This is a genomic window from Maledivibacter halophilus (assembly GCF_900167445.1).
Taxonomy (GTDB): Bacteria; Bacillota; Clostridia; order Peptostreptococcales; family Caminicellaceae; genus Maledivibacter; species Maledivibacter halophilus.
Genome location: NZ_FUZT01000004.1, coordinates 1 through 26871, shown reverse-complemented (window position 1 = coordinate 26871; position 26871 = coordinate 1). Strand labels below are relative to the sequence as shown.

Sequence of the window (26871 nt, the reverse complement as noted above, 5' to 3'; positions counted from 1 at the left end):
CTTTGCTTATCTTTCATTCATTGGAATATATTTATTACCTATATTTACAATTTCATAGGCTGGTCTCAAAATCTTTTTATCACTTACAATCTGCTCAATTCTATGGGCACACCAGCCAGCTAATCTAGCAGCTGCAAAAATTGGTGTATAAAGCTCCTGAGGAATATTAAGCATTTCATAAACAAATCCCGAGTATAAATCTACATTTGCACATATAAGAGTATCATCTCCCTTTAATTCCTTAAATATCTCAATAGTAAGCTCTTCAATATTTTTATATAAATTAAATTCATCCATTGCATCCTTTTCTATGGCTAATTCTAAAGCCTTTTTCTTCAAAAGAACTGCCCTTGGATCGGATTTTGTATATACAGCATGACCCATACCATATATAAGACCCTCTTTATTAAAGACTTCCTTTCTAAGTATTTTTATTAAATAATCCTTAAGATGTCCTCTATCCTTCCAATTCACAGCATTTTTCTTGATATCAAGTATCATCTCTCTTACCTTAACATTGGCACCTCCATGTTTAGGTCCCTTTAAAGCTCCCACTGCTGCTGCAACAGCAGAATAGGTATCCGTTCCGGAAGATGAAACCACATGGGTTGTAAAGGCAGAATTATTTCCTCCCCCATGTTCTGCATGTATTACCAAGCATAAATCCAATATTGCAGCTTCTGTTTTTGTATATTTATTATCTGGTCTAATCATAAATAAAATATTTTCAGCAGTTCCTATACCTCTCTGAGGAGAATGTATAAATAAACTTTTTTTGCCGAAATAATGAGCCTTTGCTTGATATCCATAGGATATTATTGTTGGAAACCTAGCTATAAGCTTTATACTTTGCATTAGAAGATTTTTCACACTAATATCGTCAGGATTATCATCATTGGAGTATAATGCCAAAACACTACTTTGTAATTTATTCATAATATCTTTACTAGGTATTTTAAGAATCATATTTTCCGTAAAGCTTTGGGGTAAATACCTCCAATCATCAAGAAGCTGGTTGAATTCATCAAGCTTCTTAGCCGTTGGAAGTTCTCCAAATAATAGAAGATAAGCACATTCTTCATATCCGTGGCGACCATCCCTTTGAAAATCATTTACAATATCCGTTAATTTCATTCCTCTATAAAATAATTTTCCATCTATTGGTATTTTCTTGTTATCTTTAAACTCATATCCTTGAACATCAGCAATTTTAGTAATGCCTACTTTTACTCCAGTACCATTACTATTTCTCAGACCCCTTTTTATATTAAACATATTATAATATTCAGGTCTTATTATATTATTCTTTTCAGCCGTAATAGCTAAATTATCAAACACCTTTGCTGAAGAATTCTGCATAATTTTATTTACCCCCTTTTCTAGGACAAATACGTTTGATGTAGTATTTGTAGTTATAAGTTCCAAGCTCTAAGTTCTAAGTCTTAGAGTCCTTTTTATTATTTTTTAGAAATTTTTTCTATTATTGCTTTAGTCATTTCTGATGTTGTAGATATTCCTCCTAAATCCTTCGTAATATATTTCCCTTCTTCTATAGTTCTTTGTACAGCATCTATTATTAAATCAGATTTTTCCTTTTCTCCTAAATAATTTAGCATCATTGCTCCTGATAGTATTACTGCAGTGGGATTAGCAATATTTTTACCTGCAATATCTGGAGCACTTCCATGAACAGCTTCAAATACTGCAATGCCTTTTCCAATATTTGCTCCAGGTACAAGTCCCAATCCACCTACAAGCCCAGCACATAAATCCGATAAAATATCTCCATACAAATTTGTGGTTACAATGACCTCATATTTTTCTGGGTTCATTACTAATTGCATACACATGTTATCAACTATGACTTCTTGCAATTCAATATCAGGATATTCCTTTGAAACTTCCCTTGCACATTCTAAAAACAATCCATCTGTAAGCTTCATTATATTGGCCTTATGAACCACTGCCACCTTCTTCTTACTATTTTCCTTTGCATAATCAAAAGCTTCTTTTATAATTCTAAGGGATGCTTTTTTAGTAATAACTTTTATAGCCTGTGCAGCACCCTCAGTTTCCTTTTTTTCTATTCCACTATAAAGTCCCTCTGTATTCTCTCTAAAAATAGTTAAATTTATATTTTCAAAGGGCGTATCTATTCCTTTTATCTTTTTTACCGGCCTTATATTTGCAAATAAATCATATTTTTTTCTAAGCAGAACATTTATGCTTCTAAAACCACATCCAATAGGCGTTGTTATAGGACCTTTAAGAACTACTTTATTTTTCTCTATACTTGTATAAACTTCATCTGGAACAAGTACTCCTTTTTTTTCATATACATTAGCTCCTGCATTTACTATTTCCCATTTTACATCTATACCAGTGGCATCAATAATTTTTCTTGCAGCCATCGTTACCTCTGGCCCTATGCCATCACCCGGTATAAGAGTTATATTATACATGCTAATCACCTTCTCTAATCTTTATTTAAATTCTTAGCATAATTTAGATATCCACCACATTTTAAAATTTCAATCTCCCTTTCAGAGCCTTGGAAGATTAACTTTACATCAATATTCTTTGTTTTATTAATTAAATTTATTTCTAAATTATTATCAAGAGCTTCCATAATATTTTCTAATTCAAGCTCATCAAATTCATCAAATTTATTATAATTCTCTTTATTTTTAAATACTAATGGAATAATTCCAGAATTTATTAAATTATTTTTATGAATTCTTGCAAAGGATTTAGCTATAACCCCTTTAATTCCAAGGTATAAAGGTACTAAAGCTGCATGCTCTCTACTAGAACCCTGGCCATAATTCTCTCCACCTATAACAAAGCCCCCATCATTTTTCTGGGCAATTTTATAGAAATCATCTACAACAGTTCCAAAACAATATTTAGACAATTCAGGTATATTTGATCTATATGGCAAAAGCTTTGCATTGGAAGGCATTATATCATCTGTAGTAATATTATCCTTCATTTTTAGAAGAACTCTTCCTTTTAAACTGGATTTCAATTCCCTATTTATAGGAAATGGTTTAATATTGGGGCCCATTACGACCTCTAAATTATCTCTGTTTTTAGGAGGATAAATAAAATAATTATCATATACATCAAATTTATCTGGTATTTCAACCCTAGGCATATCTCCAAAGGTTGAAGGATCAGCGAGGTATCCAAATATAGCTGAAACAGCTGCTGTTTCAGGACTAACAAGATATACATCAGCGCTTTTTGTACCACATCTACCTTTAAAATTCCTATTAAAGGTTCTGAGGGAAATAGCATCAGTCTTTGGTGCCTGGCCCATTCCAATGCAAGGACCGCATGCAGCTTCAATAATTCTTGCCCCTGCAGAAATTAAATCTCCCAATGCACCATTATCACTCATCATCCTTAATATATTACTAGAACCCGGTGAAATAACTAAACTAACATCGGGATGAACCCTTTTCCCCTTTAGTATTTTAGCTACCTTCATTAAATCCGTATATGATGAATTAGTACAGCTTCCTATTGCCACCTGATCTACCTTTAAGTTTTTAATCTCCCTAACTAAAGCAACATTATCAGGACTGTGGGGCATTGCTGTCATAGGCTTTATATCACTTAAATCAATTTTCACCTTTTTATCATAAAGGGCATTATCATCTGCAAACAGATATTTAAAGTCCTTTTCTCTTCCTTGTCTTTTTAAAAAGTCCTTTGTAATATCATCACTTGGAAAAATCGATGTTGTGGCTCCTAACTCTGCCCCCATATTGGTTATTGTTGCTCTATCAGTTACTGATAATTCTTTAACTCCCTCACCTGAATATTCAACAATATATCCAACTCCACCTTTAACACTTAGCTCCTTTAAAATAAACAAGATTACATCCTTTGCTGAAACCCAAGGCTTAAGCTTTCCAGACAATTCAATATTAAGTATTTTTGGAGCCTTCATGTAGTAATATCCATTTGCCATGGCCACTGCAACATCCAAACCTCCAGAGCCAATACTTAGCATTCCAAGACCTCCACCAGTTGGCGTATGACTGTCAGATCCTATTAACACATCACTAGGTTTCCCAAATCTTTCTAAATGTAATTGATGACATATTCCATTACCAGGTTTTGAAAAAATAATTCCATATTTTGCTGCTGCAGATTTAATAAACTCATGGTCATCTGCGTTTTCAAATCCCGATTGAAGAGTATTATGATCTATATAAGCCACAGATAAATCGGTTTTAATATGTTTAACCCCCATGGATTCCAATTGAAGATAAACCATTGTCCCTGTAGAATCCTGTGTAAGAGTTTGATTAACTTTTATAGATATTTCATTTCCTTCTATTAGATTCCCTGATAGTAAGTTCTTTTCAAGTATTTTATAGGTTAAGCTTCTTTTCATGTACATCTCCCCTTTAAATAATTAGCTCAGTGAATTTATTATTTTTGCAATGTATTATTGTATACGATTATACTTGTATGATTATTCATTGTCAAGCATATTTTTGTTTAGAAATTTCTGTAAAATAAAAAAACCTGAGCTAAAACTTTCATATTAGCACAGGTTTTCTTCTGTTTTTTAACTTTATCACTAATAAAGCTTTATATATTTAGGAAGTCCACTTTCAGTGATGATTTTATGGGAACCCCTTATTAATGGGGCTATATATTCTACTGCTTTTTCCGTTACATTGTTTTTTTCAGGTGTTATCCATTGGTGTGGAAAATACTTGATACTATTTGCCACTTTGCAGGCTTCCACTCTCAAAGTTTCAATTTCATAAGGGCTGTTTTGTATTCTTTCAATCCCAACCATACATCCTGTATGACCTTCAGTAGAATATCTAACAGCTTCTTTTCCTAATCTACATGCCTCTAAAATATCAGTTTGTGATGCTAAGTGCATGGCGCTGCGCTGAGTTACTCCAAGCTCTAATACCTTTATTCTGGGAGTTATTTTGTTTTTGATTATTAAACTTTTTAAATAATCCCCAACTCCACCTAATTGCACATGGGAAAAAGAATCATGTTTATTTGAAGATTTTACTTCAAAAAGATATTCTCCATTTTCATCCTTTAATCCCTCTGAAGCCACTATATAAACTTTATTATTCCTTTGAAATCTATTTTCTACATCAGCTAAAAACTGCTCCTTTGAAAAAACAGTTTCCGGTAGATATATAAAATCAACAACGGACTTTCCATTTAATTTAGCAAGGGAAGCACTAGCTGCAAGCCAACCAGTATCTCTACCCATTGTCTCTAAAATAAAAATACCATTATTTGAATATACACTTGAATCTAAATAGGTTTCAAGGGTTATTGTAGATATATATTTTGCAGCACTTCCATATCCAGGTGTATGATCGGTATGAAATAGGTCATTATCAATAGTCTTGGGAATTCCAATGATTTTTTTGGGGATTCCCTTTAGCTTGGCATACTGACTAAGCTTGCTTACTGTATCCATTGAATCATTTCCACCAATATAAAATAGGGTTTCAACATCTAATGCATCTAAGATATCAAAAACCTTTATATACTCTTTTTCATCAACATTAAAATCTTTCATTTTATATCTGCAAGATCCCAATGCAGAAGATGGAGTATATTTTAAAATCTCTAAATCCTCATCACTAAGCTCAGATAAATTTATTATCTTATTTTGTAAAACTCCTTCAATGCCATTAATTCCACCATAGACATTATCATAATACCTTAATTTTTGGTTTCCTTCTACAACTCCAACTACACTTGAATTTATTACAGCTGTAGGTCCTCCAGATTGTGCAACTAAGCAGTTTTTCATTCTATCTCTCCTAGTATAATTTATTAAATTAATTGTTTAGAATATTCAATGCTTTATCAACTATATTATTTACTGTAAATCCAAATCTTTCAAATAATAATTCTCCTGGTCCAGATGCTCCAAAATGATCTATAGAAATAATGTCTCCATCTAAGCCCACATATTTATGCCATCCTAGTGAAGATCCTGATTCAACAGCTATTCTCTTAGTAATATCCTTTGGTAATATTAGTTCCTTATATTCCTTTGATTGTTCTTCAAACAATTCCCAGGAAGGCATACTAATTACCTTAGCTTTAATACCTTTTTCTTTTAAAACTTTAGAAGCTTCATATATTAATTCAACTTCAGATCCAGAAGCCATTAGAATTATATCCGGTGTTTCATTCTTTTCTTCTGTTAATATATATGCTCCTTTGAGGGCTTCTTTGCCTGTATTATTAAAAATTGGTAACTTTTGCCTTGTCAATACCAATGCTGTAGGACCATCTTTTTTATTTAAAGCTACATACCATCCTGCCGCTGTTTCTTTAGGACCAGAAGGTCTAAAAACAGTAAGATTTGGTATACTTCTAAGCATTGCTAATTGCTCAATAGGCTGATGGGTTGGCCCATCTTCTCCTACTCCTATACTGTCATGGGTTAGTACATAAGTAACCGGTAGATTCATAAGGGCTGACAATCTCATTGAAGGTTTCATGTAATCACTAAAAACAAAGAATGTTCCTCCAAATACTTTTAAGCCCCCATGTAATGCCATACCATTAAGTATTGAAGCCATAGCATGCTCCCTTACACCAAAATGAATATTACGACCTAAATAATTGCTGGCTGAAAAATCTGATTCAGAATTAATATTAGTCTTATTTGATGGAGCCAAATCAGCTGATCCTCCTATTAAATTAGGAATTCTTTCAGCCAATCTGTTTATAATTTCTCCTGAAGCTGCCCTTGTCGCCATCCCTTTATCAAAGCTCCAAAATTCTTTAGAATCTAAATAATCCATAGGAAGCTGATTTTGATACCAGTTTTTAAATTCTTCAGCTAACTCAGGATAGCTTTTTTGATATTTTTCCCATTTTTCATTCCATTTATTTTCTTCTGTTTCTCCTCTTTTAGCCATTTCATTCATATGTTTTTTTACATCATCGGGTACAGTAAACTCCTCTTTTTCTTTCCATCCTAAAAATTTCTTCATTTCTTTTATATTATCTACTCCAAGGGGAGAACCATGGGCAGAGTTTTTCCCTTGCTTAGCAGGACAACCATATCCAATCTCAGTTTTTATAACAATAAGTGTTGGTTTTAAATGATTTTTTTTGGCAGCTTCAATTGTCTCCTCAATTTTTACTATATCATTTCCATCTTCTACTTCATATATCTCCCATCCACATGCCTCAAAACGCTTTGCGACATCTTCAGTAAATGCTAGATCCGTATTTCCTTCTATAGTAATAGAGTTGGAATCATAAAGCACAATAAGTTTTCCAAGTCCTAAAGTTCCTGCCAAGGATACGGCTTCATGACTTATACCTTCCATCATACAGCCATCACCGGCTAAAACATAAGTGTAATGATCAACAATATCACACCCAGGTTTATTGAAATAAGCAGACAAATGGGCTTCTGCCATAGCCATACCAACTCCATTTGCAATACCTTGTCCCAGTGGACCAGTTGTTGTTTCCACACCAACAGTATGCATATACTCAGGATGACCAGGTGTTTTACTATCTATTTGTCTAAATTTCCTTATATCTTCCATAGTAAGTCCATATCCAAATAGATGAAGTAATGAGTAAATAAGCATTGAACCATGACCTGCCGACAAAATAAATCTATCTCTATTTGTCCACTCAGGATTTTGGGGATTATGCTTCATATTTTTTGCCCAAAGAGTATAAGCCATGGGAGCAGCACCTAAAGGTAATCCTGGATGTCCTGAATTTGCCTTTTCAATTGCTTCTGATGATAATACTCTAATTGTATTAATACTTAGTTGATCTAAATTCATAAAATTTGCCTCCTTTAATCTTACATAAAGTTATATAATCATTATATAACTTTAATTACAATGTCTCAATTTATTTAATATAATAATTACTTCCCAATTGATACGGTAACAAATAGCTTTATTAATTTTTATCCTTGTTTAACTTAATATAAACTTCTCTATAATTTCAGCTACTCCTCCATTGTTATTATCCCTTTGGGTAATATATTTAGCATACTGTTTTATAAAAGAGTTTGAATTATTCATTGCAACACCCAAGCCGGCTTTTTTTATCATGCTCAAATCATTTTTGTCATTTCCAATAGCTATACACTCATCTAAGGCGTATCCATAATACTCTGCTAATTTTTCCAGTGCATTCCCTTTATTAACACCCTTTTGAGTTACTTCAATATTGTTAGCTTCAGAACTAGTTACTTCATATTTGTTTAGACTCCTTAATCTATTATTGATCCTCTTTAAAACAATTGGATTTTCATCAATAAATGATATTTTATATATTTTTGCATTATTAGTATTTTGTATATAAGTAATAGGTTCTTTCACTAATTTTGCATCTATTCTAAATTCTGGGGGCACAATTTGATTGTATTCAGAGTTAATTCTATTTATAGTTGTAATTTTATTAGTACAAACACAATTTCTAGAAATATCACCATTTCCAAAGCTAAAATATATATCATTTTTTTCTGCCATTGCTATATCAATAATTTCAAACAACTCCTCAATATTTAAAGGATTAGAAAAAACTTCTTTTTCATTAATAGTTATTAATCCTCCATTATTGGTGATAACTGGTTGTCTTTTGTCAATTTGCATATTATAATACTGTGTTGATAAATATATTCGTGCTGAACACATGGCAAATTTCACTTCTAACTCCATAGCCTTCTTCATTAAAGCAGCAGTTCTATTATCAATTTCATCTTTACTGTTTAATAATGTACCATCTAAATCCACAGAAACTAACTTGTAATTCACAGAAGCTCACCTCATCCAATTCTGAATTTTCACAACTTAATTATACTACTCTAAAATCATTTTAATCAATGCAATGATTTTAATAATTAGTACCATAACTATATGGTAAAGTTTATAATTGAAAAAATTACACAATTACCTTTTTAAAAAGCTAGATACCATATCTATTATAAAATTTTCTCAATTAAAAATAATAAATTTCAAAGAAAAAACACAAAACAATCAACTGCTTTCTTTGAAATTTATTTTAAGTTCACTTAAACATTATTTATTTTATCATAAATTCTTCTTCAATATTGGATATTTTTTTTATCCTTTTTGTATGTCTTCCCCCTTCAAATTTTCCATTTAAAAATACATCAACAATATCCAAGGCCAATCCCCTAGCCACAACCCTTGCTCCAAGGGCTAATATATTTGCATCATTATGCTCTCGAGTTGCGTGGGCACTAAATGTATCACTACATAAGGCTGCTCTAATTCCTGGTACTTTATTAGCTGCAATACTAATTCCTATCCCGGTCCCACATATTAATATACCATAGTCGAACTTCTTTTTTACCACTTCTTTCCCAACAATCAATCCATAATCAGGATAGTCTACCCTTTCATTAGTAAAGGGTCCAAAATCCTTTACCCTTATTCCCTTTTCTTTTAAATGATCTATTATATATTTTTTTAATTCTAGTCCAACATGATCACTAGCTATTGCTATCTTCATTTTTACACCCCATTATATATTAATATAAGGAAATTGCGTAATTATATCTTTTAAAAACCACCTGCTATATCTGGCTTTAAAATCTATAAAAAACAAGCCATATATTATGCAACCTAACCAATTTTAAATTATGAACCTATCTCATTAATATCAGATTCCATTATGGCAATAGCAGCAGCACCAATAACACCTGCATTTTTCCCTAAATAGCTCTCTTCTATTGAACAGCTATTCACTAGTTTTGGAAAAACTCTTTTTTGAACAACTTTTTTTACTTTAGGTAATAAATAATTTTTTTCACTAAACAATCCACCACCAAGAATAATTTTTTCAGGGTCAAAGGTAACAAGCATATTTCCTACACATATACCTATATACTCTATAATTTCTTCCATAATTTCTATTGATATCTTATCTCCTTCTTTTGCTTCCCTCATTACCTCTTTAGCAGTAATATTTTTATACTTTCTTAATGAGGTTTTCACTTTACCTTTAAGGGCAGCTATGGCTTTTTTTGCTATAGCAGTTCCCGAACATAATGCTTCAGCACATCCTCTATTGCCACATCCACATATAGGACCATTTTTATCTAAAGTAGTATGACCAATTTCCAGGGCATTTCCAGTACTTCCTCTATAAATTTTACCATTTATAATAACTCCTGCTCCAACCCCTGTACTAAAGGTTATATAGCCCATATTCATTGTGTTTTTCCCCGAGCCAAAAATATACTCTCCTATTGCTGCTGCATTTGCATCATTATCTAAATATGTAGGTAAAGAAAATTTCTTTTTAATAGAATCTGTAATATTAAAATTTTCAAAGGGTAAATTAGGGGCTTTTATTATTATTCCACTTTTAGAGTCTAGGGGTCCAGGTGCACCAATACCCAAGGCTAAAATATCTTCCTTTGAAGTAGTTTTTAAAATTTCTTCTATAGCATTATTAATTCTTCCTTTAACAATTTTTTCTCCTTTATGGGCCATTGTTGGAATAACAACACTTTTCTCTATTTTTCCATCTAAAGCAACTAGGCTTGCATTTATTTTTGTACCTCCAAGATCTACTCCTAAAACATATCTCTCCATGATTATTCTCCTTAATTACTTTTTCTTCATTTCATATAAATCATATCTAAGGTCAATAATTTCCTTGGCTAGATCCATTAATGTTTGGGATGTCATCATATGATCTTGAGCATGAACCATTAATAATGTAATTTGGCTTTTAGGATCCTTTATGTTTTCCCTTATTAATTCCGTTTGACTTTCATGGGCATAATGTAATTCCTTTGCTGATTCCTCTAATAATTTTTTAGCTTTATCAAAATCATTCTTTTTAGCATTTTCCATAGCTTCTATGGCATTACTTCTGGCACTTCCACTATAAGAAATTAAATTTAATATTGCTTGCTCATTCATAACTATATATCCTCCAAATCTTTTCTATAAATATCCTTTAATTCTTTTAAAAATTCTTCATAGCTTTTACAATTCAATAGCTTCATTGTAATACAGTCATTCTCCAATATTTTTACAATTAAATCAAATATACCATCCATGTATTTGTATTCCTTTGGCTTTATTGCCAGCATTAACATTATATGAACTTTTTTTGTTTCATCCCAACAAACACCTTTTTTGTTTATGCATACAGCAATTCCTGTTTTTAATGCACAGGCCCTTACGGGATGGGGAATGGCTACCATTTCACTTAAAGCTGTGGAAGAAACATTTTCTCTTTCATATACCTTTGGCAAAAAATCATCCCCAGCATATTTTTTATCCTTTAGATTATTCGCTACTATATTTATTATTTCATCCTTTGTGTCTGCTTCCTCTGATATCATAAACAATTCTTTATTAAATACTTCATCAAGTCCAAATCTATTTCTTTTTTTTGTAACATTTATAAATCTACTGATTTTTTGAATATCCTTTTTAGTGGGTAAGCCCTTTATTACTATTACAGGCTTATACTTTGATTTTACTGGTACTGTCGATACTATAAAGTCACATTCCAATTTATCTACAACATCAAAATCCAACATAGAAATAGACATCATTATATCTAATTTTTTACCAAAAATTTTATTTAACTTAGTTTCTAATACCCTACCAGACCCAATACCAGAACCACAAACCAATAAGACTTTTTTCCTTTGATATTTTGCTTCTTCCTGCCTTTCCATGGCAGCTTGTAAATGAAGGGCAATTAAGGATAATTCTTCATCATTGAATGTGCCCTTTATTTTATCTTTAATTGCATCAAGGGCTTCAATTGTCATATTGAAGCTTAAAGGAAACATTCTTTTTATTTCTTTAACCATAGGATTTCTTAAGTTTAATGAGTACTTTATTCTTTTTATAGCGGGTTTAATATGCTGGGTCAAATCATTTATTAACCCTTCATCCTTAGAAAAATCATACCCATATGTTTTTTTTATTGTTTTTATCATGCTGTTTACAATTTCAACAGCTAATGCACCATTCTGCTTATCATATTCTTGTCCAGACTTTTTAGAAGAAATATGTAATGTGAGATAATCAATTTCCTCCTCAGAAAATTCTACCCTTAAAGAATTGGACAAATCCTCAACAATATCATTTATTACTTCTCTATCTAATTCACTAACTTCTATATCAGTAAAAAATTCTTCTTCTATAGAAAATCCATTATTAATCCTTTTAATAGTAATACATATATGGTGTATTAAATTATTTAAATTGACTTCCGCTATTCTTATATTATGATAGGCTATATTTTTAAGAATAACTTTTTTAATTTTATTTACATCAATATCCTTAAAATATTCTACATCCTCTATTACATTCAATGTATTAGAATTATTCCTAGAATATATATAATGCTCTGCTATACATGATCTAATATTCTTTTCTTCTCCGGCTACTTTAATTCCATAACTAGCTCTTCTCTTTATAATCAAATTGAATTTTTTCAATTTTTCTTTAACCTTTTTAATATCACTATTTAGAGTTGACTTACTAACAAATAATTCTTCTGCCAACTCGTCAATCATAAGATAATCTTTTTGCACTAAAAGCTTTTTAATAATATATATCACTCTATCTTCAGTATTATTGGGGAATTCAATATCTCCATTACAGCAATTACTATCTTGAAAAAATTTTTCAATCATATTTCTATCCTTGTATTTTATAACATAGCCTTTGTTTCTTACCAAAACTATCTCACCATCATAAGGTAATAATAAAGAGTTTATATCATTTATATCCTTTCTTATGGTTCTAGGTGTTACACCAAATTTGTTGGCTAAAATCTTTTGATCCTTAGGTTGACTACTTTTATATAATACTTGAAAAATATCTTTAGCTCGACTAGACATAACCACTTGCTTTCTCCCCTTGTTATAGTGAAGCAATATTAGAACTTGATTTATAGATTTTAAACAAATCCATACTTCAAGATTTTCAATATCTATAAATCACCTTTCAATTTATTTCACTATAGTAAATACTTTTAACAACACAGGCCTTCATAGGTCATCATTAACTTCATATTACCATTAATCTTTAAATTTTCAACACCATAGGGTATCAAAAAATTATCTCCTGTTTTTATTCTATATCCATTAACTTTTCCTTCTCCACCTATTACTGTCACTAGCAAATAATTTTCATCAAATTTAAGTTCCAACTCACCATAAGCTTCAATTTTTTTAACAGAAAAATATTGATTTGATATATATATTGTTTCTTTGCCACTTTTAAACTTCTTTTCCTTAATATTTGGATCAGTATTTCTTTTAGAAGGTATGTTGACACATTCCAAGGCCTTATCTATATGTAATTCTCTTTTCTCACCTAGTTTATTTACTCTATCGTAATCGTAAAACCTATAGGTTACATCACTGGCTTGCTGTATTTCATAAACTAAATTTCCTCCCTTTAAAGCATGTAATTCTCCTGCAGGGATATATACAAAATCATCTTTCTTTACTTTTTTGTGAAAAAGAAGTTTATTCCACTTTTTATTTTTTACACATTCAATAAATTCATCTTTGTTTTCCCCCTTGTGACCGTAAACAATTTCTGCTTTTTCCTCTGTATCAATAAAATACCAGGCTTCATTCTTTCCCGATAAATAATTGTACTTTTTTGCATAGAAATCATTGGGATGAACTTGTATGCTAAGATCATCTTCAGCTCCTACAAGGGAGACAATAAAGGGAAACTTAATTTTACTATTTTTATTAAAAAGATATCCATGATTTTCCCATAGGTCCAATAGGGTTTTACCTTTAAATTCTCCGTTAATTATTTCATTACTTTCATTAGACTGTGCACTAAAGACCCAGCATTGTCCAGTAGATGATGGCAAAAAACCATAATTAAAATAATTTTTTAATTTTTCTCCTCCCCATATAGTTACCTTAGGAATAGGTTTAAAAAAAATTAATTCCGACATATTTACCTCTCCTTATTTTTATATTAACATAGAGGTTTAAGGAAATTCCATAATTTATATATTATAGAATTTCCTTATTGAATTGTTATTCTAGCTAAACATCAACTATAAAGCCCTTAAATTATTTATTATTTCACTATAATCCTTTGATTTATTAAACAGTACCGATGTTCCTAGAACAAAGCCATTTACTTTTTCACTTTTAAGCATTCTAATTTTCTCTAAGCTCAGAGCTCCATCAGCATATATCTCTACATTATGATTCTTTTTATCTATGATTTTTTTCAAATCCTTTACTTTGTCAAAAACATAGTCAATAAAGCTTTGCCCTGCAAATCCTGGATTTACAGACATTATTAAAATAAAATCAACTTCTGATAAAAGATATTTAATGCTATCAATAGATGTCCCAGGATTAATAGCAATTCCAGCCTTCTTTTCCTTGTTTTTAATCTTTTTTATAACTCTATCTATATGAACACAGGATTCAAAATGAACACTTATCATATCTATGTTAATGTCACAAAACAAATCAATATATTGTTCAGGCTCATCAATCATTAAATGTAAATCTAAAGGCTTATCTGTTAATCTCCTAATCGCTTTTATATCTTCTAATCCCAAGGCAAAATTAGGAACAAACTTTCCATCCATTAAATCAAGGTGAAATCCATCTACATCAGCATCTTCTAATGCTCTAATTTCATCTCTTATGTTGCTAATATCTGCACACATTAAAGAAGGAAAAAATTTTACCATTTATAATCACCTTTCTGTATTCTACTTACTATCCTTCAAACCCATTATTAAATATAGTTTTCCTAATCCATTCACCACTTTTTTTAACGGTTCTTTTATTTGTTTCTAAATCTAAAGAAACATATCCATATCTATTTTTATAAGCATTTGTAAAGGACCAATTATCTATAAAAGTCCACAAATGGTATCCAAATACATTACATCCTTCTTCTTTTGCCCTGTGAATCCATATCAAATGTTCCTTTATAAATTCTATTCTATAGTCATCCTGTATCTGACCATCTTCATTCTTATGTTTCTCTTCACCTTCTATGCCCATGCCATTCTCTGATATAAAGTAAGGTATATTCCCATAATTATCTCTAATATCTATTGATAAATCATAAATTCCCTTAGGATATATCTCCCAGCCTCTAGAGGTATTCATTCGTCTACCAGGCATTTCAGTATAATAATCAAAAAATGTTTCTGGCATTATTGGTGCCTGGGGATTTGGAATATTCTCCTTTGCTTTAATTCTTCTTGGCTGATAATAGTTTACACCTAAATAATCCACTTTGTTATTTTTAACTGTTTCTAATTCCTTCTTTTCTGCATTTGGACATAAATTATTTTCCTTTAAAAATTCAATTAAATCCTTGGAAAAATGCCCTTTTACAACAGGATCTAAAAAACTTCTATTAAATAAAAGGTCTGCTGTTTTGGCAGCATTAACATCTGAAGGGTGGCTGCTTCTAGGATAGGATGGCGTTAAATTCAGTACAATACCTATCTGTCCTGGCAAATCTAATTTTCTATATTCTTCTACTGCTCTGCAATGGGCAATAATAGTATTATAAGCTGCTCCGATTCCCTTTTTAAAATTTAATTCAAAGGGATAATGGGCTCCATATAAATAACACATTTCTATAGGAACAATAGGCTCATTAAAGGTAATAAAATAATTCACCTTTTCACCATATAGTGAAAATACAGTCTTGGCATAATTAACATATGCATTAACAACCTCTTTATTTGCCCATCCTCCTTTATTTGCAAGCTCAATTGGCATATCGAAATGAAATAAATTAATAATCGGTTCAATATCCTTTTCTATTAAATAATCAATTAAATCATGATAATATGCTGCTGCATCGGAATCTATTTCACCTGTTCCTCCCGGTATTAGTCTGCTCCATGAAATAGATGTTCTAAAGGAATTTAAATATAACTCCTTCATAATATCTATATCCTTTTTAAAATTACTGTAAAAATCAGATAATTTATTAGGACCCACATTATTATAAAATCTAAAGGGTTCTTTTTCATACCATATATCCCAAGTAGATTTACCCCTTTTATTTTTATTTCCTTCTGTTTGCAAGGATGAAGAGGCTGTTCCCCACCAGAATCTCCTTGGAAAATCATAAAACATTTTAAAACACCTCACATTTATTACAATATAAAGTATTCTAGAATCTAGAATACTTTAATATTTCTTATTTATAATATTAATTAAGCAAATTTCATAATTGCCTTCAGTTATTTATTTTCTTGCTTTTTTTCCAGTTCTAGCTTTTGTTTATCTAGTATAAGTACGAATGGCAGCCATATTAGAATAGCAACAACAATATTTATAAGCTGTAATATGCCTCCAGCAATTGATTCAGTTGCTAATATCCCACTTAATATTGGAGGTACAGTCCATGGTATAGCTATATGGGCTATTGGTACTAAGCCCAATTTCATTGAAAAATAGGTAATAATATTTGTAACTAAAGGACATAAAATAAATGGAATTAATACAATTGGATTCATTACTACTGGAAGTCCAAAAACAACGGTTTCCATAACATTAAATAAATCTGCGGGGGCTGCCAATTTACCTAATTGCTTTAATTGCTTACTTTTAGCAATAAATAGAAGTATAATGGTAACTGCAATAATTCCTCCTGGTCCTCCTAAACCATTATAAAAAACTTCAATAAATTGTTTATTTATTATGTTTACTGCTTCCCCACCAGCATTAATAGCATCAAAATTTTGTTGTGATAATGACATCCAAATAGGGTCTATAACCGAATAAACAATAATTGTACCATGTAACCCAAAGAACCAGAATAGCTGGATAAATGTAGTTGCTATTAACACAGAAAACAAATTGTTTCCTAGTCCCATAAGAGGTGTTTGTAGGACTTTATATATAAATTCATGGGCGTTTCCCCATCCTGTATACTGGAACACTATTTTTATTATAAAAAATGAAATTAAAGTGATAATTAGTGGAATCAGTGAACTAAATGATTCTGTAACTGCCTTTGGAACTCCATTTGGCATCTTAATAGTCCAGCCTTTTTTAATAACGAACCTAAATATTTCTGTTGCTAAAATGGAAGTTATCATTGCCACAAACATACCCTGTGCTCCCATATACTGCATAGGTATAATTCCATCGATAACCTTTCCTTCTACAGTAAGGGAAAAGGGTGTAATCATGAAAAATGACATCAGAGAAATGAAGCCAGCATATAAAGAGTTAACCTCATATCTTCGTCCTAGATTATAGGCTATGGAAAAAGCTATAATTAGGGCCGTAAGATTCATAGTAATTAAAGAAGCATGTCCTAAATAACTTCCTATATTTTCTACTCCACTATCACCTATAATTTTATTTAAATAGGGTAAATTAGGTACAATTACACATATGGATCCAAAAATAATAAAGGGTACCGATACTAAGAAACCATCTCTTATTGATGCTAAATATCTATTTTGATTCATTTTAACAGCTATGGGCATCAATTTATTTTCTAATAATTCTGTTACTTTATTATTCATCTAAATTCATCCTCTCTTGTAATATTTTAATACCACTGCTAGTTCCAAATCTAACTGCACCAACCTTAATAAATTCTTTAACCTGCCCATAGGTTTTAATTCCCGTACTTGCTTTAACCAAGGCATTGTCCTTAACAGCTTTCTTCATTAGCTTTACATCCTCTATAGTTGCTCCTCCTGTAGAAAACCCAGTAGAAGTTTTAACAAAAGCAGCCCCAGCTTCTACACTTAACTTACAGGCCTTTATCTTTTCTTCATCGGTCAATAAACAGGTTTCAATAATAACCTTCACTACAGCTTTTCCTTTAACGACTTTTACTATTTCCTTTATTTCTTCTTTAACATATCCATATTCTTTATCCTTTAATTTTCCTATATTTATTACCATATCTACTTCTGTACAGCCTTTATCTGCTGCAAGCTTTGCTTCTTGCACCTTTACTTCCTTAAAGGTTGCTCCAAGTGGAAAACCAATAACTGTACAAATTTTAACATTGGTTCCCTCTAAAAGATTTTTTGCATATTCAACCCAGCAGGGATTTACACATACAGATGCAAAATCATATTCCTTTGCTTCCATACAAAGCTTATATATATCATTCCTTTGTGAAAAGGGCTTCAACAATGTATGATCAATAGTTTTACTTAACTTCACAATATCACTCTCCGTCAAATCCATTATTTTTAATTACATCTGAATACCAAAGTCCACTTTTTTTAATTTTTCTTTCCATAGTATCCTTATCTACTCTGATTAAGCCATAGCGATAAGTCATTGACCTAATCCAAGACCAATTATCCATAAAGGTCCATGGATGATATCCATTTACATTACAGCCTTCTTTAATTGCGTGATAAATCATTTTTAAATGGTTTTTGATAAAATCAATTCTATAATCATCTTGAACAATTCCCTTTTCATCAATGAAGCGTTCTTCTTCCTTCATTCTAACTCCATTTTCCGACACATAGCATTTTATATTTCCATATTCATCCCTAAGCAATCTTAAAGCATCTAATAACCCCTTTTCATAAATTTCTCTACCAAAAGCCTTTCTACCGCCATTGGTATGGCATACCTCATAAAAATGCTCAGGAAGTAGATGGGTTTTTGGATTTGGACTGTACAAAGGAGCTCTAACTCTACATGGGTCATAATAATTAACGCCCAATAGCTGAATAGTATTTTCTTTAAGTATCTTTAACTCTTGTGTGTTATATTCTGGTGTTAAACCGTGTTCTTCCCAAAACTCCCAAATCTCATGGGGAATAGTTCCCTTTATAAAGGTATCCAAGAAAAACTTATTTCTAAGCAAATCAGCTATTTTTGCTGCTTCTATATCCTTTTCATGGCTCCCATAGGGATATACTGTATAAACAGCCGTAATGGTACCAATTTCTCCATCCAGACCTAATTTTTTATATTCTTCTATGCATTTAGCAGATCCAACTAAAAAATTAAAAGCCCCTTGGAAAAATCTTTTAAAATTTACTACTAATGGAGGGTGATAATACATCAAATATCCTAATTCAATATGTACTGCTCCCTCTACAGATGTAAACCACTTCTTAACCCTGTCTCCAAATAGCTGAAAGCATGTTTTACCATAGTAAGCATATTCCTCAATTACTTCTTTTCTGTCCCATAGCTTATCCCCATCCATCAAGTATTGAGGGGGATCAAAGCACATTAACCCAATAAAGGGTTCTATATCATTTTTAATCAACTCATTTATAAGGGAGTTGTAGAATTTAACTGCTTTTTGATTAACCTCTCCTTCTTTTCCATTAGGTAAAAGTCTTGACCACGAAATTGTAAACCTGAATGTTTTTAATCCAATTTTCTTAGCCAGTGCTATATCTTCCTTATATCTATAATAAAATTCTACTGCTTTTCCAGGGCCATGTTCCATATCTTCAAATCTCCATGGATCTATTTTAAAAAAATGATCAAAAACACTGGGGGTTCTACCATCTACGTCTCCAGCTCCTTCTACTTGAGTAGCAGATATAGCTGCTCCCCACCAAAAACTATCGGGAAACTTATATTTTATATCACTCATTTTCTTAGCCTCCTGTAAAATTCTATTTATTGCACATTTCTTCTGCTAATTTTAAAACATTAGCTCCATTGCAGCTGCCATAATCTACTATTTCTATTACACCAACTGGCTTTCCCTTACATTTTGACTGTATTTTATTCTTTAGAAATCTTACCTGTGGTGCTAATAAAATAACATCTGCATCATCCATATGTTCATGAATATCGCCTTCAGGAATAGCCCATATTTTATATTCCTTACCTTCAGCCTTTGCAATTTTCTCCATTCTGCTTACCATTAAGCTTGTTGACATTGCAGAAGAACAAACTAATAAAATGTTCATATGATTACCTCCTATTTTTTATATTTAAGAAATGATTTTCTTTATATTTCTAATTTCAATTTTATTGTATTACATAATAAGCTTAAAATTAATTCATATTATTTCCGATTACTTAAGGTGAAGTGGAAATTTTCTTGTTAGAGATATAACTATTTTAACCCTCATTTATATAACCCTATCTTTGATAACCGACCCTTCTACCATAATTCCAAGATTCCACTATTATTACCTCTAGATATACCAATTTAAAAAAGGGCTCCACGCCCTTTATATCTCCTTTTTATATATCCTATAGGTTTTATATTTCTTTCCTCCAAATCTTTCTATATCCCTTATCATCTCATTATTGTATTCCCATATAGTTGATCCTTCTCCATATTCATAACCTTTTTTTACCGCAGCTTTAAAGACATTACTATAAATAGCCGCTGGGACTCCTTTCTTTCTGTACTTTGGAATAACAAAAAGCACAAAAAACCTCATCCTATTTATTTTCCCCTTATTAAATAAATACTTTAAAAACCCAAGGGGAAATAATCTACCATTCATTTTCTTTAAGACTTGATTATAATCCGGAAGTGCAATATTAAATCCAATTGGTCTTCCTTCATTAGTTCTAGCAATATAGATAAGATCAGGATCAGCAACAGGAACAAGCTGCTTTGCAATCATTTGAATCTCTTCATCATTGGGTGGAATGAAATCATACCACTCCTTAGGCATGGCTTCTTCAATTATTTTTTTTACATCCATCATCTCTTTATCAACATTCTTTAAATTTAATTTATCTACTTTAAAACCATATTTATTCATTGCATAGGGTATATACTTCTCATACCTTTCGTCCATTCCATTAGAAATATAAGATCTATATCCATAGCAGTCTAAATATTTCTTAAATCCATAATCTATAAAGAATCTTTCATAATACTTTTTATTATATGTATTCATTACAAGTGTCGGATCAGTAAAATTATCAATAAGTAGTCCTCTATAATCATCTCCTCCTGGAAGTGAAAGGGGACCAATTATTTTTTCCATACCTCTTTTTCTAAGCCAAGATTCAGCATATTTAAATAGTTCCTTAGCAACTTTATCATCCTGTATACATTCAAAAAGGGAAATATATCCTTCTTTATAATTCTTTTCATGGTTCAAATGATTATTTATGCCTACACATATCCTTCCACTAGGAATATTATCCTTATACGCCAAAACTAAAGAATATGGTCCACTTTTACTAAGCATATTATTTTCCCCTCTTATTGTTTTTCTAAATTCTGAAATTAAAGGAGGTACCCAGCAAGGGTCATCTCTGTAAATCTTCCAAGGTAATTTAATAAATTGATTTTCATGAGATCTTTTCTTTACTTCTACTATTTTAACTTCACCCAAATTGCTCACCCTCATCTTAAGTATACTTTCAATCTCTTTCCTTTTTTAAAAAAAAGCGTATTATATATTTCTAGATATATATAGATTTACCTTTCTTTATTTAAATTTTTTTAAATACTATTTATTATGTGAGGAAATTGCATAATTCTAACTTGGCAAAATTGCATAATATATATGGTATGCCTTTGGAGCTTTTCAAACTATATTTAGTAGATAGTTTTACAGAAGGTAATTATGCAATTTGCTCATATAATTGAAAATATTTTGGAAGGCCATTTTTGGGAAACCTTGAAAACTTGTTGTCAACTTATTCCAGGAAAACGTTTGATATTTCAAAATTTTCTGAAAATACCATTGACTTTTAATATCTCTCTTGCTATAATACATATCAACAAATAATTATGGGAAGGTTTTAAAGAATCAGATAATTTATGAAATCATCTAATTGGAGGGAAATATCATGTGGAAAAAAAACAATGCAAACTTTACTAAAACTAAAAAAGAAGAAAGGGATGCTTCTACTAAAACTATTATAAAAACATATTTACAATTTCAAGCTTTTCCTATGAATTTTTGGGGTGAAGGTCCTTTTAGTGATGAGTTAATATTAAACTACGATATTTAATAAAATTTTATACAAAAGACAATAAAGACTCTACTAATTTATTCTTTAATAAATTAGTAGAGTCTTTATTGTAGTTTTTTACTCCATAATCCTTTAATCTATGTTTAATACTAGCTTTCTCATATATGAAAATTATAAACTCTTTAATATTTTCAACACGCTTTACCTTAAATGCTTATATTAGCATGTGAAAATCCTGTATATAATTTTGTTTAATTTCATAACTTCTCCTAATGTCATACTAACCGCTATTTTATGTGGAATATTATACTTCATAGTTAATGGATAAGATATAGAATGACAAGCTGTGGTTTTTGTATTGCTAAAGGCAAGACCAGCATATAAAAACCCATACAAAATTGAAAAACCCAGTAATACCATCCATGAATATTTTTAAATTTCTTTATATCTTTATCAGAATGCCCTAAAGAATTCCTGGTCATCTACTATGTATTTTGACTTATTTTACTCTATCTTCTTTTGGTTCGTAAGCAGTAGAAAATTAACATGCCAAATAATAAAAATAAATATGATAATTAAGACACTTATTAAAATTTTTATGATCATTTAATAAACTTAGGAGCTGTACACTACTTATCTATTCACTATTTTACACATATATTAATACAATGTACTAGGCCTAGCTCAAACCTTGCTAATCTTTGAGTTTGAGACTACTTGTTAATATAAAAAGAAACATCAATAAAATTTTATAAAGGTGGCTTATAATTATGTCGATTATTCCTTTTGAAAGGCTTATCAGTAATACTTCTACTGTATTTCTTGGTATTGACATGGATCAAGCTGCAATAAATGCAGCAAATGGTATAGGAAATCATCCAGACTTTGTTCCACGACTTCCAAATTGGTCTTCAATAGAAAAATTTGATAATGACAGTAGTTCTGAAGATTTTTCACCCTTTGGAGGCGTTCAAAACCCTGATTATATCTGGGATCAGCCGACATCAGATGGCCAAACATCAGCTTTTGCAATTGCTTCTAAAGAATTTACAATACCTTCCACTTTATTAACTGCATCATTTAGTATTTTTCTAGATGCCGTTGCCGATAATGCAATGAAAGTAAAAATTGAACTATTTGAAAAAATTGGAGGCAATTTTGTGAAAACAGCTCCTCAACCCTCTGGATTGGGAGATATTACCTGGATATCAGGAGACCCAAATAACCCTGCTGTAGGATTAACTGAAACAAAACCCTTTAACTGGCAGGATATTCGCATGTATTCTACTCGTTTTACAGTTCCTTCTTCAAAAACACTAAAAATCGTTGTATCTTTTGAAGCAACTAATTACCTTATTCAACCGCCTGGTTCATTCAATGCAGCAGGTCTACAATTTGTTGCCGATATCTACGCTACAGTACCTGAATTTCTTTATATATCAAATATTGGTGATAATACAATAAAAATTTATGATATTACAAACCCTGTAGTTCCAGTACTGACAGCACAATTTAATGGAGGTGTTTTTAATTTTCCTGGTGGTTTAGCTATTACAGACAGTATTCTTTATATAGCTAATAGTGGTAATGATACTGTAGAAATTTTTGATATTACAAATCCTATAGCTCCAGTACATGTATCACAGTTTAATGGAGGCAATCTAAATCAGCCTTTTGGATTAATAGTTACAGATAACATCCTTTATGTAAGTAGTGTTAACGATTCTACTGTACAAATTTACGATATTACAAATCCTACTACTCCTTCACATTTGGGACAATTTAATGGAGGTAATTTAAGTTCACCTAGAGAATTAGCTATTACAGGTACTACTCTCTATGTGGCTAATAGCGGTAATAACACTGTACAAATTTATGATATTACAAATCCTACTACTCCGGCACATTTAGGTCAGTTTAATGGAGGTAATCTGATTAATCCTGTAGGATTAGCTATTGTAGATAATACCCTTTACGTATCTAATAATACTGATAACACTGTAGAAATTTATGATATTGCAAATCCTGTTACTCCCATACATTTAGGTCAATTTAATGGAAGTAATCTAAATAATCCTGCGGGATTAGCTATTACAGATAACATTCTTTATGTAGCAAATAGTGGTGATAGTACTGTAGAAATTTATGATATTACAAATTCTACAGCTCCAATACGTATAAGAGAATTTAATGGTAGCAATTTAAATTCCCCTATTGGATTAGTTATTTTTACATTGTTAGACTAAAGAGTTCAAAAATGTAAACGGTTTAGAAAATCTTTTACATCAAGACAATTGAAAGCCTAAAAATTGCCGCTTTTCCATAAAGCAGCTAGAAAACAGAACTTATATTTACTATATTCATGTCCTAAAATTTCTGGCTTAATTAATAATAATTCGACAACAGTTCAATATCAAAATCCTTAGACTTAATTTTTTGTTAAAATACAAGATACTATTTATATAACTAATTCTTGTTACCTATGTCTATTATGTATAATATTCTGTTCATTCACTAAAATAGCTATTGTAACCATAAGAGCACTCAAAGCCCCAAAAATGATTACTGCTGGAGATCGATTCTTCCCAAATAATTTATCGGTTGACCGTAGTAGTATCAATGAACTAAAGATAACTGTTTTCACTCTAATATCCATTTGTTCAGCAAAATATAATGGAATCCAAGTTAATCATCCATATCTACAGATGCTTGACAAAGTAGATATCACACACCATATACAAAATCTCCACTGACTAAATAAATATTTATAGGGAAAAAAGATTCCCTCTTTTTTATTTAAAACCCAATACTCATTTTCAATATTATTTATTCTTTCATCTTCTTCCTCATAGTCATATAGCCCAATATCATTTGGCGTTTCTTTTACCATAAACTAATATATCATAAATTCAAATTAGATGTTAAAAGCTCTGGTTTGAATTTTCAATTGAATATCCCCAATGAAAGCTATATTGTTACAGTCGATTTTAATCGAATTGAACAGGTTTTTTCTAATCTGATTTTTAACGCTATTAGACATACTTCTAAAAGCGGAACAATATCTATAGGATATATTGTTAAATACAGTGTAGAAGAATCTACCTCTTATACTAATTACAACATTGAAAGTTCAAATGCAAAAAAACAAATAGATGATTCAATATTTTGTTCTCCTATAAAAGAAGTTATCATTAGTCGATTGTTAAATTCTACAATCGGCTTTTTTGCTATATTTCTGGCCGATAGGCCATTGTATTTTCCTCCACTATGTCGATATTAGTAATATACCACTAAAACCAAATACCAACATAGGGAGGTTGTTACCATGTTTTCTTTATCAGAATTTAAGCAACTAAATCTATTTGAACAATTTTCATCTTTAAAAGTACTTTCTTATGAAAAACCAGAGGTTTTTCTAAATTTAATTAAAGATAATTTTAATCTTGAATCTTTTATACCTGATGCTTTTCGTAACCATTATTACTCTAGTTTAGGTAGGAATAGAGACTATAATCTTTCTTCAATACTTGCAGCTTTATTATTTATGCATATGTTCAATATTCCTACAACTACTTTACTAACCCTATTCCTTCAATTTTCAAAGGTTCTCAGAGAGTTTTGTGGTTTTAATAATAAAGTCCCTGATGATTCCTTTTTTAGTAGATTCAAAATTAATTATGAAAAAGATATTTGCGATTTATTTAATTCTATGACCTCTTATGTCTTAGATATTTGTAATGAATTTGATGAATCTTTAGATGACGATTCACCTTTAAAAGGCTTAGCTTCAATACTTATTTATGATACATCTGGGTTAAAACCTAAGGTTAAAGAAAATAATCCTAAAACTTTGGCTTCTGAGATAAATAAGCAAAAAACCTATGCTAAAATCACTAATAATGAAATTTTCAATCCTTATGCTGCCGCATATAAAAACATGCCTAAACAAGCTGAGACTAATTCTTCTATTAAATTAGATTTTGTTAATGGTCATTTTGGTTATTTTTATAAATTTGGTATTCTTACTAATGGTTTTGGAATACCAATGCACATTAACTTTTTTGATGATGATTTTTATTCTTCTATAGACGATGTTTTTGATACTCCAGAGGAACAAAAATTTTCCTTTGATAATGCCTCTCTAAAGCCTGTAATAGACCAATTTTTTAAACATAATCCTAATAAAAAATTTATTAGTTTCCTTGGCGATAGTGAGTTTGATAGCTATAATAATTTTTCACTTTTAAAACATTATGGTTTTGAAAAAGTTTTTATCCCTATTAACACCCGCAATACTAATCGTGTTGATAATTCTGACTTAGAATTTGATGTATCCGGTGCTCCTCTTTGTCTTCTTACTAAAGAACCTTTTATTCCTGAAGGAATTTGTAGAGGAAAAAATAGAAGCCCTCGTTTAAAGTATAAATGTCCTAAAGCCCGTAGGGATAAAAAAGGTAAATGCTATCATACTTGTGAAAATCCATGTACATCTTCCAAAGCTGGAAGAATGCATTATGTTTATCCTGATAAAGACTTTAGACTTTATCCTGGCATTCAAAGAAATTCTGATGAGTGGAATTCTACTTATAAGCTTAGAACAACTATTGAAAGAACTATAGCTTCGCTAAAGAAAAATTCCTCTATTGCTTTTCCTATAACTTTAAACACAACCAGTATGAGAGCCAATTTATTTTTAACAGCCATAACTAAATTAATTAATGTTATAGTTGCTAACGCAATAAATAAACCACAATATTTTAGAAGTATCAGAAAGCTTTATAAATTAGCTTCTTAACACTATCCACAAGTTAATATTTTTTCACTATGCTACGCATTATTTTATATTAAAAAATTATGGGACTTAATAAATGCGTCCTTTTTTGTGCTTTTTTCTATGTTTTTTCAGTCTTTGTTGTGGATAACTCTTTAATTTATTTTACAATCCACTA

25 protein-coding genes are annotated in these 26871 nt (G+C 30.7%); 4 read left to right on the top strand and 21 right to left on the bottom strand.

What is annotated here, in order from left to right; translation table 11 throughout:
• Positions 1–6: 6 nt before the first annotated feature.
• The 18 genes from B5X81_RS08190 to B5X81_RS08105 form a co-directional block, all read right to left on the bottom strand.
• Positions 7–1359: a citrate/2-methylcitrate synthase gene (locus B5X81_RS08190; RefSeq protein WP_079490873.1), complete on the bottom strand. Its 1353-nt coding sequence runs from the start codon at positions 1357–1359 to the stop codon at positions 7–9.
• A gap of 98 nt (positions 1360–1457) precedes the next feature.
• Positions 1458–2462 carry an isocitrate/isopropylmalate dehydrogenase family protein gene (locus tag B5X81_RS08185; protein ID WP_079490872.1) on the bottom strand — a complete coding sequence of 335 codons (1005 nt, stop codon included), beginning with the start codon at positions 2460–2462 and terminating at the stop codon, positions 1458–1460.
• Positions 2463–2476: 14 nt separating this feature from the next.
• Complete coding sequence (locus tag B5X81_RS08180) at positions 2477–4408, bottom strand: aconitate hydratase (RefSeq protein ID WP_079490871.1); 1932 nt, start codon at positions 4406–4408, stop codon at positions 2477–2479.
• Between the two features lie 189 nt (positions 4409–4597).
• Positions 4598–5815 (bottom strand): 6-phosphofructokinase, encoded by a 1218-nt coding sequence (locus tag B5X81_RS08175; RefSeq protein ID WP_079490870.1) that lies wholly within the window; start codon positions 5813–5815, stop codon positions 4598–4600.
• A gap of 28 nt (positions 5816–5843) precedes the next feature.
• Positions 5844–7829 (bottom strand): transketolase, encoded by a 1986-nt coding sequence (gene tkt / locus B5X81_RS08170; protein WP_079490869.1) that lies wholly within the window; start codon positions 7827–7829, stop codon positions 5844–5846.
• Between the two features lie 138 nt (positions 7830–7967).
• Positions 7968–8810 (bottom strand): Cof-type HAD-IIB family hydrolase, encoded by an 843-nt coding sequence (locus B5X81_RS08165; RefSeq protein ID WP_079490868.1) that lies wholly within the window; start codon positions 8808–8810, stop codon positions 7968–7970.
• Positions 8811–9078: 268 nt separating this feature from the next.
• Positions 9079–9531: a ribose 5-phosphate isomerase B gene (gene rpiB, locus B5X81_RS08160; protein ID WP_079490867.1), complete on the bottom strand. Its 453-nt coding sequence runs from the start codon at positions 9529–9531 to the stop codon at positions 9079–9081.
• 128 nt (positions 9532–9659) lie between these two features.
• Positions 9660–10619 carry an ROK family protein gene (locus B5X81_RS08155; RefSeq protein WP_330397360.1) on the bottom strand — a complete coding sequence of 320 codons (960 nt, stop codon included), beginning with the start codon at positions 10617–10619 and terminating at the stop codon, positions 9660–9662.
• Positions 10620–10634: 15 nt separating this feature from the next.
• Positions 10635–10952: a PTS lactose/cellobiose transporter subunit IIA gene (locus B5X81_RS08150; RefSeq protein WP_079490864.1), complete on the bottom strand. Its 318-nt coding sequence runs from the start codon at positions 10950–10952 to the stop codon at positions 10635–10637.
• Between the two features lie 2 nt (positions 10953–10954).
• Complete coding sequence (locus tag B5X81_RS08145; RefSeq protein WP_139380281.1) at positions 10955–12898, bottom strand: BglG family transcription antiterminator; 1944 nt, start codon at positions 12896–12898, stop codon at positions 10955–10957.
• A gap of 134 nt (positions 12899–13032) precedes the next feature.
• The gene (manA, locus tag B5X81_RS08140) at positions 13033–13980 is read right to left on the bottom strand and encodes a mannose-6-phosphate isomerase, class I (RefSeq protein ID WP_079490860.1); all 948 of its coding nucleotides are present in this window, start codon (positions 13978–13980) and stop codon (positions 13033–13035) included.
• A 105-nt stretch (positions 13981–14085) separates the two neighbouring features.
• A complete protein-coding gene (gene rpe, locus B5X81_RS08135; RefSeq protein ID WP_079490858.1) occupies positions 14086–14739 on the bottom strand; it encodes a ribulose-phosphate 3-epimerase in 654 nt (217 codons plus the stop codon).
• A 28-nt stretch (positions 14740–14767) separates the two neighbouring features.
• Positions 14768–16153 (bottom strand): glycoside hydrolase family 1 protein, encoded by a 1386-nt coding sequence (locus B5X81_RS08130; RefSeq protein WP_079490856.1) that lies wholly within the window; start codon positions 16151–16153, stop codon positions 14768–14770.
• Between the two features lie 107 nt (positions 16154–16260).
• Positions 16261–17556 (bottom strand): PTS sugar transporter subunit IIC, encoded by a 1296-nt coding sequence (locus tag B5X81_RS08125; protein ID WP_079490854.1) that lies wholly within the window; start codon positions 17554–17556, stop codon positions 16261–16263.
• Complete coding sequence (gene deoC, locus B5X81_RS08120; RefSeq protein WP_079490852.1) at positions 17549–18211, bottom strand: deoxyribose-phosphate aldolase; 663 nt, start codon at positions 18209–18211, stop codon at positions 17549–17551. The genes B5X81_RS08125 and deoC overlap by 8 nt, the downstream gene beginning before the upstream one ends.
• Positions 18212–18215: 4 nt before the next feature.
• Positions 18216–19619, bottom strand: a complete 1404-nt coding sequence (locus B5X81_RS08115) for a glycoside hydrolase family 1 protein (RefSeq protein ID WP_079490850.1) — start codon at positions 19617–19619, stop codon at positions 18216–18218.
• A 22-nt stretch (positions 19620–19641) separates the two neighbouring features.
• On the bottom strand, positions 19642–19941 hold the full coding sequence (locus B5X81_RS08110; RefSeq protein WP_079490848.1) for a PTS sugar transporter subunit IIB: 300 nt from the start codon (positions 19939–19941) through the stop codon (positions 19642–19644).
• A gap of 267 nt (positions 19942–20208) precedes the next feature.
• Complete coding sequence (locus B5X81_RS08105) at positions 20209–21336, bottom strand: hypothetical protein (RefSeq protein ID WP_208985022.1); 1128 nt, start codon at positions 21334–21336, stop codon at positions 20209–20211.
• 460 nt (positions 21337–21796) lie between these two features.
• Here B5X81_RS08105 and B5X81_RS27320 point away from each other — a divergent pair, with 460 nt between their 5' ends.
• Positions 21797–21961, top strand: a complete 165-nt coding sequence (locus tag B5X81_RS27320; RefSeq protein WP_170917327.1) for a hypothetical protein — start codon at positions 21797–21799, stop codon at positions 21959–21961.
• A 180-nt stretch (positions 21962–22141) separates the two neighbouring features.
• On the opposite strand, the gene B5X81_RS28720 is transcribed toward B5X81_RS27320, so the two are convergent.
• Positions 22142–22342: an iron-containing alcohol dehydrogenase gene (locus tag B5X81_RS28720; RefSeq protein ID WP_079490844.1), complete on the bottom strand. Its 201-nt coding sequence runs from the start codon at positions 22340–22342 to the stop codon at positions 22142–22144.
• 350 nt (positions 22343–22692) lie between these two features.
• On the opposite strand from B5X81_RS28720, the gene B5X81_RS27775 reads away from it, so the two are divergent.
• Entirely contained in the window at positions 22693–24168 is a 1476-nt protein-coding gene (locus B5X81_RS27775) for an LVIVD repeat-containing protein (RefSeq protein ID WP_208985020.1), read from the top strand.
• A 230-nt stretch (positions 24169–24398) separates the two neighbouring features.
• On the opposite strand, the gene B5X81_RS27770 is transcribed toward B5X81_RS27775, so the two are convergent.
• Entirely contained in the window at positions 24399–24578 is a 180-nt protein-coding gene (locus B5X81_RS27770; protein WP_208985019.1) for a hypothetical protein, read from the bottom strand.
• Between the two features lie 33 nt (positions 24579–24611).
• The gene (locus tag B5X81_RS27765; protein WP_079490842.1) at positions 24612–24812 is read right to left on the bottom strand and encodes a hypothetical protein; all 201 of its coding nucleotides are present in this window, start codon (positions 24810–24812) and stop codon (positions 24612–24614) included.
• A 45-nt stretch (positions 24813–24857) separates the two neighbouring features.
• Between B5X81_RS27765 and B5X81_RS26990 the strand changes: the two genes are divergently transcribed.
• Together B5X81_RS26990 and B5X81_RS08085 are read left to right on the top strand one after the other, a co-directional pair.
• A complete protein-coding gene (locus tag B5X81_RS26990; protein ID WP_139380280.1) occupies positions 24858–25202 on the top strand; it encodes a hypothetical protein in 345 nt (114 codons plus the stop codon).
• A 45-nt stretch (positions 25203–25247) separates the two neighbouring features.
• Complete coding sequence (locus tag B5X81_RS08085) at positions 25248–26717, top strand: transposase (protein WP_079490840.1); 1470 nt, start codon at positions 25248–25250, stop codon at positions 26715–26717.
• Positions 26718–26871 lie beyond the last annotated feature (154 nt).